The 13,122-nt window shown below is 59.5% G+C and carries 16 protein-coding genes and 2 tRNA genes; 10 read left to right on the top strand and 8 right to left on the bottom strand.

Annotated elements, in window-relative coordinates; all coding sequences use genetic code 11:
* The 4 genes from arsB (at nucleotide 1) to BLW66_RS08980 (ending at nucleotide 2,809) form a co-directional block, all read left to right on the top strand.
* Nucleotides 1-1,068: an ACR3 family arsenite efflux transporter gene (gene arsB / locus BLW66_RS08995; protein ID WP_089946816.1), complete on the top strand. Its 1,068-nt coding sequence runs from the start codon at nucleotides 1-3 to the stop codon at nucleotides 1,066-1,068.
* Complete coding sequence (gene arsC, locus BLW66_RS08990; protein ID WP_089946815.1) at nucleotides 1,065-1,484, top strand: arsenate reductase (glutaredoxin); 420 nt, start codon at nucleotides 1,065-1,067, stop codon at nucleotides 1,482-1,484. Before arsB ends, arsC begins: the two co-directional genes overlap by 4 nt.
* The gene (arsH, locus tag BLW66_RS08985) at nucleotides 1,481-2,191 is read left to right on the top strand and encodes an arsenical resistance protein ArsH (RefSeq protein ID WP_089946814.1); all 711 of its coding nucleotides are present in this window, start codon (nucleotides 1,481-1,483) and stop codon (nucleotides 2,189-2,191) included. The genes arsC and arsH overlap by 4 nt, the downstream gene beginning before the upstream one ends.
* Nucleotides 2,192-2,323: 132 nt before the next feature.
* Nucleotides 2,324-2,809, top strand: a complete 486-nt coding sequence (locus BLW66_RS08980) for a hypothetical protein (RefSeq protein WP_089946813.1) — start codon at nucleotides 2,324-2,326, stop codon at nucleotides 2,807-2,809.
* 19 nt (nucleotides 2,810-2,828) lie between these two features.
* Here the strand turns inward: BLW66_RS08980 and BLW66_RS08975 are convergent, their stop codons facing one another.
* The 3 genes from BLW66_RS08975 to BLW66_RS08965 form a co-directional block, all read right to left on the bottom strand.
* Nucleotides 2,829-4,070, bottom strand: a complete 1,242-nt coding sequence (locus tag BLW66_RS08975) for a GAF domain-containing sensor histidine kinase (RefSeq protein ID WP_089946812.1) — start codon at nucleotides 4,068-4,070, stop codon at nucleotides 2,829-2,831.
* Between the two features lie 299 nt (nucleotides 4,071-4,369).
* Nucleotides 4,370-4,444, bottom strand: a tRNA-Asn gene (locus BLW66_RS08970).
* Nucleotides 4,445-4,504: 60 nt separating this feature from the next.
* Nucleotides 4,505-5,374 (bottom strand): MBL fold metallo-hydrolase, encoded by an 870-nt coding sequence (locus BLW66_RS08965; RefSeq protein ID WP_244508601.1) that lies wholly within the window; start codon nucleotides 5,372-5,374, stop codon nucleotides 4,505-4,507.
* Between the two features lie 83 nt (nucleotides 5,375-5,457).
* On the opposite strand from BLW66_RS08965, the gene BLW66_RS08960 reads away from it, so the two are divergent.
* The gene (locus BLW66_RS08960; protein ID WP_089946810.1) at nucleotides 5,458-6,777 is read left to right on the top strand and encodes an ATP-binding protein; all 1,320 of its coding nucleotides are present in this window, start codon (nucleotides 5,458-5,460) and stop codon (nucleotides 6,775-6,777) included.
* A gap of 7 nt (nucleotides 6,778-6,784) precedes the next feature.
* Here the strand turns inward: BLW66_RS08960 and BLW66_RS08955 are convergent.
* A tRNA-Ile gene (locus tag BLW66_RS08955) sits at nucleotides 6,785-6,861 on the bottom strand.
* 112 nt (nucleotides 6,862-6,973) lie between these two features.
* Here BLW66_RS08955 and BLW66_RS08950 point away from each other — a divergent pair.
* The 4 genes from BLW66_RS08950 (at nucleotide 6,974) to rnd (ending at nucleotide 10,405) form a co-directional block, all read left to right on the top strand.
* Entirely contained in the window at nucleotides 6,974-7,432 is a 459-nt protein-coding gene (locus BLW66_RS08950; RefSeq protein ID WP_089946809.1) for an ABZJ_00895 family protein, read from the top strand.
* Nucleotides 7,433-7,492: 60 nt separating this feature from the next.
* A complete protein-coding gene (gene purM / locus BLW66_RS08945) occupies nucleotides 7,493-8,545 on the top strand; it encodes a phosphoribosylformylglycinamidine cyclo-ligase (RefSeq protein ID WP_089946808.1) in 1,053 nt (350 codons plus the stop codon).
* Nucleotides 8,542-9,132: a phosphoribosylglycinamide formyltransferase gene (purN, locus tag BLW66_RS08940; RefSeq protein WP_089946807.1), complete on the top strand. Its 591-nt coding sequence runs from the start codon at nucleotides 8,542-8,544 to the stop codon at nucleotides 9,130-9,132. Before purM ends, purN begins: the two co-directional genes overlap by 4 nt.
* A 112-nt stretch (nucleotides 9,133-9,244) precedes the next feature.
* On the top strand, nucleotides 9,245-10,405 hold the full coding sequence (rnd, locus tag BLW66_RS08935; protein WP_089947079.1) for a ribonuclease D: 1,161 nt from the start codon (nucleotides 9,245-9,247) through the stop codon (nucleotides 10,403-10,405).
* A 9-nt stretch (nucleotides 10,406-10,414) separates the two neighbouring features.
* Here the strand turns inward: rnd and BLW66_RS08930 are convergent, their stop codons facing one another.
* Nucleotides 10,415-10,873: a hypothetical protein gene (locus BLW66_RS08930; RefSeq protein WP_089946806.1), complete on the bottom strand. Its 459-nt coding sequence runs from the start codon at nucleotides 10,871-10,873 to the stop codon at nucleotides 10,415-10,417.
* A 137-nt stretch (nucleotides 10,874-11,010) separates the two neighbouring features.
* Here BLW66_RS08930 and BLW66_RS08925 point away from each other — a divergent pair, with 137 nt between their 5' ends.
* A complete protein-coding gene (locus tag BLW66_RS08925) occupies nucleotides 11,011-11,421 on the top strand; it encodes a SufE family protein (protein ID WP_089946805.1) in 411 nt (136 codons plus the stop codon).
* On the opposite strand, the gene BLW66_RS08920 is transcribed toward BLW66_RS08925, so the two are convergent.
* The 3 genes from BLW66_RS08920 to BLW66_RS08910 all read right to left on the bottom strand — a co-directional run bounded on the left by BLW66_RS08920 (nucleotide 11,422) and on the right by BLW66_RS08910 (nucleotide 13,045).
* Nucleotides 11,422-12,057 (bottom strand): DUF1638 domain-containing protein, encoded by a 636-nt coding sequence (locus BLW66_RS08920; RefSeq protein WP_089946804.1) that lies wholly within the window; start codon nucleotides 12,055-12,057, stop codon nucleotides 11,422-11,424.
* On the bottom strand, nucleotides 12,044-12,235 hold the full coding sequence (locus BLW66_RS08915) for a hypothetical protein (RefSeq protein ID WP_089946802.1): 192 nt from the start codon (nucleotides 12,233-12,235) through the stop codon (nucleotides 12,044-12,046). Before BLW66_RS08915 ends, BLW66_RS08920 begins: the two co-directional genes overlap by 14 nt.
* A gap of 105 nt (nucleotides 12,236-12,340) precedes the next feature.
* Nucleotides 12,341-13,045, bottom strand: a complete 705-nt coding sequence (locus tag BLW66_RS08910) for a corrinoid protein (protein ID WP_089946800.1) — start codon at nucleotides 13,043-13,045, stop codon at nucleotides 12,341-12,343.
* Nucleotides 13,046-13,122: the final 77 nt, after the last annotated feature.

Here is a 13,122-nt window from a genome sequence, read left to right as displayed (position 1 = left end):
ATGACTGATACACCAAATGCCGCTGCGGCGGGCCTAGGTACTTTTGAGCGGTGGCTCTCTGTTTGGGTGGCGCTTGCCATTGGGGCGGGGCTGTTGCTGGGCAATATATTCCCGTCGCTGTTCACGGCTTTAGCCTCCATGGAGGTCGCCTCCGTCAACTTGCCCGTGGCGGTGCTGATCTGGGCCATGGTGTATCCAATGATGGTTGGGGTGGACTTTGGCGCGCTGCGGCAAGTTGGCGACAAGCCCAAAGGGTTGGTGGTGACGCTGGTGGTGAACTGGCTGATCAAGCCCTTCACCATGGCGGCGCTTGGGGTGTTGTTCTTCGAGTATGTCTTCGCCGATCTGATCGCACCAGAGGACGCACAGGCCTATCTGGCGGGGGTGATCCTACTGGGGGCCGCGCCGTGCACGGCGATGGTGTTCGTGTGGTCCAACCTGACGCGCGGCGACCCGACCTACACGCTGGTGCAGGTCAGTGTGAACGATGTGGTCATGGTCTTTGCCTTCGCGCCGATTGTCGCGTTCTTGCTGGGCGTGACCGACATCGTGGTGCCGTGGGACACGTTGCTGCTCTCGGTTGGGCTTTATGTCATGTTGCCGCTTTTGGCAGGCTATGTGACACGCCAGCGCCTTGTCGCAAAGGGTGGGGAGGCGGCGGTTGATGCGTTCAAGGCGCGCGTGCAGCCGTTTTCCATCGTGGGACTTCTGGTGACTGTGGTGCTGTTGTTCGGCTTCCAAGGGGAGGTGATCCTTGATCGTCCTCTGGTCATTGCGCTGATCGCTGTGCCGTTGCTGATCCAGACTTACGGCATCTTCTTTGTGGCCTACGGCGCGGCGCGAATCTGGGGTATTCCGTTTAACGTGGCGGCGCCTTGCGCGCTGATCGCGACCTCTAATTTCTTTGAGCTGGCGGTCGCCGTGGCCATCAGTTTGTTCGGGCTCGGCTCCGGCGCGGCACTGGCGACCGTCGTCGGTGTGCTGGTGGAGGTGCCGGTGATGCTGTCGCTGGTCGCCCTTGCCAACCGAACGCAGCATTGGTTCCCAACCGAGAAAGAAGCATCATGAGCATTGTCATTCACCATAACCCAGCCTGCGGAACATCGCGCAACGTATTGGCGATTATCGAGGCCTCGGGCGAAAAGCCCATTGTCATCGACTACCTGACGACGGGTTGGACCCGCCCACAATTGTTGGCGTTGTTTGCGGCGGCAAACCTGACACCGCGCATGGCGTTGAGGGAGACGAAGTCACCCGCGCAAGAGTTGGGGCTGCTTGATCCGTCCGTTGATGATGAGGCGCTGCTCGACGCCATGTTGGAGCATCCCGTTCTGGTGAACCGGCCGATCGTCTGCACACCCAAGGGGGTGCGGCTGTGCCGACCCAGCGAGGCGGTCTTGGAATTGCTCGACCAGCACCCGCCCGCCACCTTCACCAAAGAAGACGGCACGCCGTTGATCATGCCTGCCGAAGGTGCACCGTGAGCGACACACCCAATATGGATGAGGCGCATTTTCGCGTCATTGACCGCGACGCGCTGCTGACGCCGGAGCGTGCCACCCATGCGCCGCGTATTTTGCTCCTCTACGGCTCGCTCAGGGCGCGGTCGTTCAGTCGGCTGATGACGGAGGAGGCGGCGCGCGTCTTGGCGCGTTTGGGTGCGGAGACGCGCACCTTCTCGCCCTCAGGGCTGCCACTGCCGGATGACGCCGAGGCGGATCACCCGAAGGTGCAGGAGCTGCGCGATCTGGTGTCGTGGTCTGAAGGTATGGTCTGGTGCTCTCCGGAGCGGCACGGCGCGATGACAGGCATCATGAAAACCCAAATCGACTGGGTTCCGTTGTCGTTAGGCGGGGTGCGTCCGACGCAGGGCAAGACGCTTGCCGTGATGCAAGTGAGCGGCGGCTCACAAAGCTTCAATGCGGTGAATCAGCTGCGTATCCTTGGCCGTTGGATGCGGTTGCTGACAATCCCCAACCAGTCCTCCACCCCCAAGGCCTTTTTGGAGTTCGATGAGGCGGGCCGCATGAAGCCTTCGCCATTCTATGACCGGATGGTGGATGTGATGGAGGAGTTGGTGAAGTTTACCCTGCTCACCCGCGACAACAAAACCTGCCTGCTGGACCGTTATAGCGAGCGCAAGGAAACGGCGGCGCAGTTGTCTGCGCGCGTTAATCAAAAGTCAATTTGACGACACTGGGGCGGCGTCATAGCGGATTTTCGCCGTCCCTCGCGACGTCCAAGTGGCACGGACATTGACTTTGACGTTAAGCGCGACGAGCATTGCCCCCAGTTTTTCTTAGCGTGCCGGATTAGCATCACCATGACAGAGGAAGAGGCGCGCCGCATCGCGCAGGACTTTTTGGACCAGCAAGGCGACATGACGATGAGCGGCAATGTCGATGGGCTTATGGACTTCTGCGCCATCCCTTGCAGCATGGAAAGTGGGGAAGGGCGGGCCGTTGCCACGACCGAAGCCGAGATGCGCGCCATATGTAGCGACTTCATCAATAGACTTCGTGCCAAGCAGGTGACCCACATGGTACGCCGATGCTTGGAGGCGCTGTTCAAGGACGGGGATACGATTTGGGCCACCTATGAGACCCGCTACGTGGCGAAAGGCAACGTGTTCCCAGAGGCCCCCTATGGTGCTTTCGCCGTTCTAAGGCGGGTTAATGATCGTTGGCGGTTTAAGACTTTGCAGTTCGCGGTCAGCAGCGGCAGCCCCGTAAACGTCACCTTACGTGACTGGGCTCAGAGGCAAGAGCGCGAGTTGGCGGAGTTGGAGAAACTGGCAGCCAAAGCCTGATGAGCGCGGGGGCATTACGCTAGGCCGCTTTCGCCGCCGAGGGTGCCATGAAGGAGAAGTTTGTGGTGCCGTCATCGCAATTCACGTTGATCTGACCACCATGCGCCAGGGCGATTGACGACGCGATATAGAGGCCAAGCCCCAACCCTTCACCGCGCTCATCTGCGCCTCGCTGGAACGGGTTGAACAGCTTCTCGTGGAGTTCATCCGGCACTGGCTCACCTTGGTTTTCGACTTCGATCTTGAGGCCTTGTTCGCCGATCATACCGCGAACCGTGATGGGTGTATGCGGCGTTGCGTGACGCACGGCGTTTGACAGCAGGTTTGAAACCGCTTGCGCAACGCGCGGTGCATCGCAGCGGACGGAGCGGTCAAACGCCAAGTCGAGTTGAACATCGAGGTCGGGGGACGCCGCGCGGACCTCGTCGACGACTTGGGTAATCGCATCTGCAAGGGGGGCGTCGTCCGTGCAAGAAATGCGGATGCCGCCGCCCAGACGTGCCTTGGCATGAACCATCATGTTGTTAATGAGTTCGGTCATCCGGTACACGCTGGAGCGCATCATAGGCACGAGTTCACCCGCTCTGTCGGGCAATTGCTCTTTGCTCAGCAACCGGAAGCCGGAGTTCAGTGCGGCCACCGGATTACGCAGGTCGTGGCCCAAAACTGCGACAAATTCCTCTTGGGCGCGCGCCATTTCGCGCTCTTTTTCGACCAGTTTCTCCTGCGCCTCTAGCCGTTCCTCGGTTTCGAGGCTTTGCCCGATGAGGTCCGCAAACATTTCAAACATTGCTACGGCGCGTGGGTGCTTCACGTTGCGCGGCTCCGTATCGATCGCACAGAGCGTGCCGAAGAAGCTGCCATCGCTGCGGTGGATCGGGATGGAGGCATAGCTCACAATTCCGAATTTGGCGGCGATGGGGTGATTGCCATAGACTTCGTCGGTGGCGACGTCGTTGAACAGGACCTTTTCGGACGTTACGCGAACCGACTGGCAAAATGTCGACTGGATTTCAATCTCGTCGCCCTCGGCCAGCCCGAAGTTCACCTCGTCGACGGTGCGGCAGGCCACCCAGCGATCCGCCGTGACCCGCGCCACAGCCGCAAAACGCATGTTCGTCGCCAGCATGACCGTTTCGAGAATTGTAGTGACAAGCCCGCTGCCCGCAATCAGTTCAATATCGGACTGAAAGTCGTGCCCTCCGGACAAGTAGGCGGCGTGATCTTGTATGGTTGCCGGCAGGGAGGGGGTATCGTTCATTTTAGTCTCCGAATAAGTTTCGCCAGCGGCAACATCCCGAAATGTTCAACAAAGAAGCAAGATCACTTACTATGTTCGCAAAATGATTACAGAAAAGCGGCTGTGCTTTGCAACATCAAACGGGGAGAGCGGCGTCCTTGCGGGCGGCGCGCAGAGCGGCAAAGCCTAGGCAGTAATCGTGGGGACGCCCCTATAGGAAGACCCAACAAAGCTGCAAAGAACCTTAAACGGGTACGTTTCACATGACAATTTTGGAGGATTAACCTGGCCATGTAACCCATTCGCAAGAAAGGGGGAAATGGCTCCGACGGTAGGGATCGAACCTACGACCAATTGATTAACAGTCAACTGCTCTACCGCTGAGCTACGTCGGAACGGTGTGGGGCATATAGCAAGCGCGATTCCGGTCGTAAAGAGGGTTTTGCCTAAATAATTCAGATAACTGAAAAGCGGCTGACGGCACTGAGTGTTTCCTGTGGTTTTACCTGATTTCGCTCTGTTAAATCGATCAGGTGGGCGATGACATTTCTTTGGGCTGCGGGCAGCAACACGGGGTTTACGTCGGTGTAGATACGCGCGGTGAGCTCCTGCGGGGTGCTTGGGGCGGCGCGCAGGGCGTCCAGAATTTGGGATTCGCGCATTCGGCGATGTTTGATCAACTCCTGAACGCGGGCGGCAGGGGCCTCTATCGGGGCGCCGTGGCCGCTGTAATAGGTTTTGTCCCCAGAACGCGCGGCGAGCATATCAAGTGACGCCATGAAATCGGTCAAATGGCCGTCGGGGGGTGACACCATCGACGTGGCCCAACCCATCACCAGATCGCCACTGAACAGGGCCTCGCCCTCTGGCCAATGAAAGCACAGGTGATTCCCCATATGGCCGGGCGTATGCAGGGCCGTGAGGCTCCAGTCTGTACCTTGAACCTGCGCGCCATGCGCCAGTGTGACGTCCGGCAGAAACGACTCGTCGATGCCTTCACCGCCGCCCAGATCCGCGAAAGACGCCATGACAGGGGCTCGGCCCGCCTTGCTGGGGCCAAACCCGTAGACCCGCGCGCCGGTTATCTGTGCCAGTGTCATCGCTAGGGGGGAATGGTCGATGTGCGAGTGCGTCACCATAACATGGCTGATCCGCTGCTCCGCACTGAGCGCGTCCATTATCGACGCCAGATGGGCCTCGTCCGGCGGGCCGGGGTCGATCACAGCGATGTCGCGGGTGCCCAGCAAATAGGTATTCGTGCCGGTGTAGGTCATCGGTGACGCGTTGGGGGCAAGGATGCAGCGCAAGCCTTTGGCGAGCTGCACGGGCTTGCCCGGGGTGCGGGTGTCGGGCGTTGAGTGTGCTATCGCTCTTTTCCTTTGGTGCGAGGGGCCTTACGGTCGAAATCATGGCACGCTTCTCAATCAAACGCTACCTTCCGCGCAGCCTCTACGGGCGGGCGGCACTCATTTTGTTGGTCCCCATCGTTACCATCCAACTGGTGGTGTCCTTCGCGTTCATCCAGCGCCTTTACGAGGACGTGACGGCGCAGATGACGCAAAATATCTCGGTGGAGTTGCGCTTGCTGCTCGATATCGTTGAGGACGCTCCGACGCTGGAGGCCGCCCAAAAAGAAGTGCGCCAGACGGCAGAGGCGTTGGATATGGACGTAACCTTTCCGGGGGGAAGCGTTCAAGAGCGCCAGCGGTTCAGCGACCTGTCGGGGCGTGCGATCCGTGAAACGCTGGCGCAACAGTTCGCAGGCCTGCGCGCGGTGGATTTGGTGACGCAGGACAAAGCGGTGCAGGCGCGGCTGGAGACCTCCAAGGGTGATCTGGAAGTGTCGTTCTCGCGGCGGCGTGTGGCGGTGTCCAACCCGCATCAGTTGCTGGTGTTGATGTTGTTCACGGCCGTTTTGATGACTGTGATTTCTTACCTGTTTTTGCGCAACCAGTTGCGGCCTATCCGGCGGCTGGCCCGCGCGGCGGAGGCTTTCGGCAAGGGGCGCAACGAGCCGTACTACCCTGGCGGTGCCTCCGAGGTGCGCTCTGCGGGGGCGGCGTTTCTGAACATGCGCGCGCGGATCGAGCGCCAGATAGAGCAGCGCACGCTGATGTTGTCAGGGGTGAGCCATGACCTGCGCACGCCACTGACGCGGCTGAAGCTGGGATTGTCGATGCAGCCCGAAACCGAGGACACCAAAGACTTGATCGGCGACGTCGACGAGATGGAGCGGCTGATCGAGGCGTTCCTTGATTTTGCAAAGGCCGACGCCTTGGAAGAATTGGAGCGCGCGGACCCTGTTGCCTTGGTCCAAGATCTGGTTGCGAACGCGCAGCGCGCGGGCAAAGCGGTCACATGGGTCGGCGATGTGCCGGACGCGTTGTCGATGAAGGTGCGCCCGCTGTCGGTGCACCGTGCGGTGGAAAACCTGATCAACAACGCGGTGCGGTACGGGACGCGCGCGCAGGTCAGCGTCACCGTGCTGGAAAAAGCGCTGCGCATAAGCGTTGAGGACAACGGGCCAGGAATTCCCGAGGCCCGCCGCGAGCAGGCGGTCAAAGCGTTCTCCAGACTGGACGCATCACGCAACCAGAACGCGGGCTCCGGAGTGGGGTTGGGGTTGGCTATCGCGGCCGATGTCGCGCGCTCTCATGGGGGCACATTGCGACTGGGCGATAGTGAGGGCATGGGCGGCTTAAAGGCCGAGTTGGTCTTGCCGCGATAGGGGGTAGTGGTAGGCCCGGCAGGACTTGAACCCGCAACCAAAGCGTTATGAGCGCTCTGCTCTAACCAGTTGAGCTACAGGCCCACTAGGAACGGATGGCTACCAGACCGACGCGCCGCGTCAAGTCTCTATCCGCTGAATTGTGTCCGTGATCACAATCAAATACACATGCACGGGATTTGGTTAAGGAGTTGTTATGGACACGACATATCTGGTGAAGCGTTACGCGGTGGTGTCACTGCTTACAATGATCGCCGTCATCATCATCGGCTATCTTGTCGAGATGTTTTTCAACCACGATATCGGCTCTGTCGGCGGCATGATCGCGGTGTTCGTTCCCGCGATGGATGCGGGGCAGACCTATGTGCGGCGCGGGCACGGGAAGCCTGCCAACGGGTTCGCGTGGAAGGTGTCGGTGATCTTTCTGATCGTGAACGGCGCGATCGGGCTGGTGTTTATGGCGGCGTTGATACTGATCCTTGGCGGCGGAGGTGAATTGTTCGGTATCCTCTCCGAACTAGGTGTCGCGGTCTTGTCGATCATTATGGCGGTCGTGTTCATCATAATGCTGCTCGCCACGCGCTTTTTTTTCGGATTCGGCGCGAAAAACGAGCTTAAGATGCAAGAAAAACGGGCTGCGGAGAAGCAGCCATAGACTCGTGCACGCAGGCTTGCTAGTCCGACGCAACTCTAATCTGCTGCCGGATGTGACCCCATGACAAAGACCCCGAAGAACGGTTTGACCTACGCTGATGCTGGTGTGGACATTGATGCAGGCAACGCGCTGATCGACCGGATCAAGCCCGCCGCCGCTGCCACGAAACGCTCTGGCGTGATGGAAGGGTTGGGCGGCTTCGGCGCTTTGTTTGACCTGAAAGACGCGGGCTTCAAGGACCCGATTTTGGTGTCTGCCACGGACGGTGTGGGCACCAAGCTGCGCATCGCGATTGATACGGGGCATTATGACACCATCGGTGTAGATCTGGTCGCCATGTGTGTTAACGATCTGGTCTGCCAAGGGGCAGAGCCCTTGTTGTTCCTCGATTATTTCGCGACGGGCAAGCTGGACTTGGATACGGCCACCACCATCATCAACGGTATTGCGGCAGGCTGCGACGCCTCCGGCTGCGCGTTGATCGGTGGGGAGACGGCGGAGATGCCGGGCATGTATAGCGAGGGCGATTTTGACCTTGCGGGGTTCTCTGTCGGCGCGATGGAGCGCGGCACGGCCTTGCCAGCGGGTGTCGCTGAGGGCGACGTGTTACTTGGTTTGGCGTCGTCCGGTGTGCATTCCAACGGGTATTCTTTGGTGCGCAAAGTGGTCGAAGCCTCCGGTCACGGCTGGGATGACGCGGCACCATTCGCGGATGGCCAGTCGCTGGGCGAGGCGCTTTTGACACCGACACGCTTGTACGTGAAATCCGCATTGGCAGCAGTGCGGGCAGGGGGCGTTCATGCGTTGGCCCACATCACAGGTGGCGGCCTGACCGAGAACCTGCCGCGCGTTTTGCCTGAGGGGCTTGGCGCGGAGATTGATCTAGGCACATGGGAGTTGCCGGGCGTGTTCTCATGGATGGCTGGCATCGCGGGTATCGAAGAATCTGAGATGCTGAAGACCTTCAACTCGGGCATTGGCATGGTGTTGGCGGTGGACCCGCGCGCGGCGGAGGCTTTGACGTCCCTGTTGCAAGACAGCGGTGAAACTGTGTTCCGCATTGGCGCCGTAACCCCCGGCGAAGGGGTGCGCTACTCGGGCCGCCTGCTTTGAAAAAGGTTGCCGTCCTAGTCTCGGGTGGCGGCTCCAACATGCTGACCTTGTGTGACAGCATGGTGGGCGATCACCCTGCAAGGCCGGTCTTGGTCCTCTCGAACGATCCTGCCGCAAAAGGGCTGGAACGCGCGGCGGAGCGGGGCTTGGCTGTTGCTGCCGTTGATCATCGGCAATTTGGCAAGGACCGCACCGCGTTCGAGGCGGAGTTGATCAAACTGCTTGATGCGGCGTCCCCCGATATTATTTGCCTTGCGGGTTTCATGCGGGTGCTGACTGCCGGATTTGTGGAACGTTACGCGGGCCGGATGTTGAACATTCACCCCTCGCTTTTGCCGAAATACAAAGGCCTGAACACCCATGCCCGCGCGCTTGAGGCCGGCGATGCGGAGGCGGGATGCTCCGTTCATGTGGTCACGCCGGAGCTGGATGACGGCCCGATCCTTGGGCAGGCCCGCGTTACAGTGGCGCCGGATGAGACTGCGCAAAGCCTTGCGGCGAAGGTTTTGGTGCAAGAGCACCGTTTGTATCCAGCCGTGTTGCGCCGCTTCGCAGACGGTAAGCAGGGCCTGCTGGAGCTAACGTGACGCTGGTACTTCCCTTTTGCCCCAAAAGCGCCTATGAAAAGATAGGCTGGGGGCAGTCTACAAAAAACAACAACATCAAGAGATTACCCAAAGAACCTACATGCCAGCCAACATCATAACGATCACAACCACCGAAGAGCTTGCCGCGTTTTGTGAACGGGCCAAGTCTTCCCCTTACGTAACCGTCGATACAGAATTCCTGCGGGAGCGAACGTATTACGCGAAGCTGTGTTTGATCCAGTTGGCGGTTCCAGGTGATGATCGGAACGATGCGGTTCTGGTAGATCCGATTGCAGGCGCCGATATGTCGTTGGAGCCGCTTTATGATCTGTTCCGCGATGAGACCGTGGTGAAGGTCTTTCACGCCGCCCGACAGGACTTGGAAATTTTCTTTGTTGAGGGCGGGGTGATCCCGCATCCGCTGTTCGACACCCAAGTCGCGGCCATGGTTTGTGATTTTGGTGAGCAGGTCGGTTATGAGACCTTGGTGCGCAAGATCGTCAAATCCTCCGTCGACAAATCATCGCGGTTCACCGATTGGTCGCGCCGTCCGCTGAGCGATGCGCAAAAACTGTATGCCTTGGCCGATGTGACCCACCTGCGCGACATCTACGAATACCTGTCCAAACGGCTGGAGCGCACGGGGCGCAAGCCATGGGTTGAGGAAGAGATGGCTATTCTACGGGCGCCGGAAACGTATGTGGTCGACCCGAAGGATGCATGGCGTCGGGTCAAAGTACGCTCCAACGCGCCGAAGTTTTTGGCTATTGTGCGCGAGTTGGCGAAGTTCCGTGAAGCCTATGCGCAAGAGCGCAACGTACCGCGCAGCCGTGTTTACAAGGACGACGCTTTGCTGGAACTGGCATCGACCAAGCCCAAGGATGAGCGCGATATTGGCAAGTCTCGCCTGTTGCTGCGCGATGCGCGCAAAGGGCCGATCGCCGATGGTATTCTGGCGGCTGTCGCTGCTGGCGTTGCATGCCCGCCCGAAGATATGCCCAAAGTGCCTGCTGCACGGGATCGTTCCAACATGAATTCGGCCTTGGCCGACTTGCTGCGGGTAATGCTGAAGGCGAAGGCCGAGGAAGTGGGTATCGCGCAAAAGCTGATCGCAACGGCGTCTGATCTGGATGACATTGCGTTGGGCGGGCGCGACGTGCTGGCCCTTAAAGGCTGGCGCGCAGAAGTGTTCGGCGCGGACGCGCTGCGCCTCTGTGACGGTGAATTGGCGCTGTCCTGTGTCGGAAGTTCCGTAAAGATTATAGAGCTTTAAGCGTTACTCTTAACGCTTAACAGCCCGCCGATTGCTTTGCCCGATAACTGTAATTGTACGGACTTTGTTCAAGCGGTTGGTGGACACGGCTTTCGCGGCGATGATCTCGCGGGAGCGTTGCGTGCTTTGGCGCGTTTGATAGGGCGGCGGCGACACGCGGAACTCATAGGTGAGCGTGCTCAGGTCGTCGCGGTCGACTTCCAGCAGTTCGGCATTCCAGTAGCCTTGCAAGCCGGGAAGCCCCACAACGCGGATGATCGCACCCTCGGGCGTTGGCTCTACCTTCAGGGAAATGACCTGCGCCACGAAGGGGCGTGGATCGCGCAGTAAGGCCTCATCGGCGACTGCAACTGTTTCGGTGCGGTCGCGGCCAAACCAGTTGAAAGGGTTCACGCGAGAGTCGCGGATGCGCCCGCAAGCGGTGACGGTCAGGCTCACTGCCAGAATTGCCAAAATGGTACGTGTCATTGCTCGTATTCCTGCCTGCGGATCTATTTCCCACTGGAGTAGCCTACCAGAGCCGACTTGAAAAGTCCGCCTTGCACTGGACGACGCATCAACGGCGGGTTAACTGCGAAGGAACACTGATCGAAAGGCGCAAAGTCATGGCCCAAGAACCATTTGAAGAGGTCGTTGAGACCTTCGAATTCCTAGACGATTGGGAGGACCGTTACCGCCACGTGATCGACATGGGCAAAGCAATGGACCCGCTGGATGACGCGCTGAAGGTGCCCGCCACGAAGGTGGACGGATGCGCCAGCCAAGTGTGGCTGCACCCGAAGATCGAGCAGGGCATCCTGACCTTTGATGGCGAAAGCGATGCGATGATTGTGCGCGGCCTGATCGCGGTGCTGAAGGCGCTCTATTCCGGCTTGCCCGTGGCGGAGATCGGCAAGGTCGATGCGGTCGCGGAGCTGGGCCGTCTGGGGCTGAACGAGCACTTATCGGCGCAACGCTCCAACGGCGTGCGCGCGATGGTTGAGCGTTTGCGCCAAGTCGCTGCTGCGGCGGCCTAGCTAGGCTTGCGCCGCGAGCGCGGTTTCCAGATCCCCGTATCCTGTAAAGCGGTATTCATAGGCCAACCCCAAATAGTCAGCGCAGGCTTTGGCTTTGTCTTCTAGGGCGGGGTCGCGGATTTGCGCCTGATAGACCAGCTTTTCATAGTTGCCGAAGTACATGTCGCGCAGTTCGGGGTGGCGGTCTAACCCCAAAGGTTTCACCACAAAGGCATCGAACTGGCGGCACAGAAAATCCGTCAGGAAAAAGGATGTGACCTCTTCGCGGGCGGCGAATGCGGCGTTGCCCTCGTAAAAGCTGTAGCAATGGGGGCCTTCGACCATCTCCACGCCCATCTCGTCGCAGGCGGCTTTCAACTGTCCACCTGTGCCGCAGTCCGCATAGACGACGAATATCTTGTCGTAGCTGGCTTTGTGCTTTGCGACGGCAGCGCGGACGGCAGGCACGATCTTGTCGGGCGTGTTGTGCAAGATGGCTGGCAGGCAGGCGAGGGCCATATGCTCCCACCCACGGCTTTCCTTCACCGCCAGAATTTCCCGCGCCAGTGCCCCACAGGCGATGAGCAGCACGCGTCCGACGTCGCGCGGCGGCGCTAGGCCGTCATCCCTCAGGGTGGCGTCATCAGGTGTCGTCACGGTCGAGCCTCTTGTGCAAAGCGCGGATCAACAGGCCAGCCAACATCGCCAGTGGCAATAGCGCGGGGATGGCCTGCGCGGCGTGCCCTTGGGGCTGCATCTGCGAGAACACGAAAACGGTCAGACCAGCGGCGACGATGACATAGCACAAGATCAAGGCAAGGCGGGTAAAGGGCATGGCTAGATCCTTGAGAACGGCGGCACATGATTGCGCTGCAGCGCTGCAACGTCAAGCGCGGCCCCTCCCGCGCAAGCGCACGAAGGGCGTTTGTCGCCAGATCGCTTAGCCAGCAGCCAATTGGTTGTGCTTACGGGCCATGAAGTCTTTCGCGGTTTCAACCGCAACGGCCGCGTCGCGGCAGTATGCATCAGCGCCGATAGCTTTGCCGAACTCCTCGTTCAGTGGCGCGCCACCCACCAAGACGGTGTAGTTATCACGGACGCCCTTTTCCACCATCGTGTCGATCACGACTTTCATGTAAGGCATCGTGGTTGTCAGCAGGGCGGACATGCCGAGGATGTCGGGGTTCTCAGCTTCCATCGCCTCGAAATACGATTCGACAGAGTTGTTGATGCCAAGGTCGACGACCTCGAACCCCGCGCCTTCCATCATCATCCCGACAAGGTTTTTGCCGATGTCGTGGATATCGCCTTTGACTGTGCCGATGACCATTTTGCCGACACGCGGCGCGCCGGTTTCAATCAGCAGCGGCTTCAGGATGGCCATGCCGCCTTTCATTGCGTTCGCCGCCAACAGCACTTCTGGCACGAACAAGATACCATCGCGGAAGTCGTTGCCCACGATGGTCATGCCGCCAACCAGCGCTTTGGTCAGGATGTCATAGGGTTCCCACTTGCGTTCCAGCAGGATTTCGACGCCTTCCTCGATCTCTTCTTTGAGGCCGTCGTAGAGGTCGTCGAACATCTGCGCGACAAGCTCTTCGTCGTTGAGTTCCGACAGGATGATATCGTCTTCTTCGTCTGACATGGTTTAGAACTCCTAAACTCGCGCGGGTGCACTGTGGTCTTGCGTTAATAAACTGATGCGCCGACGGACCCTTTCGG

The sequence above is a fragment of the Litoreibacter albidus genome (assembly GCF_900107015.1).
GTDB lineage: Bacteria > Pseudomonadota > Alphaproteobacteria > Rhodobacterales > Rhodobacteraceae > Litoreibacter > Litoreibacter albidus.
The sequence above is the reverse complement of the archived record's forward strand: the minus strand, read 5'-3'. Positions and strand labels throughout refer to the sequence as shown.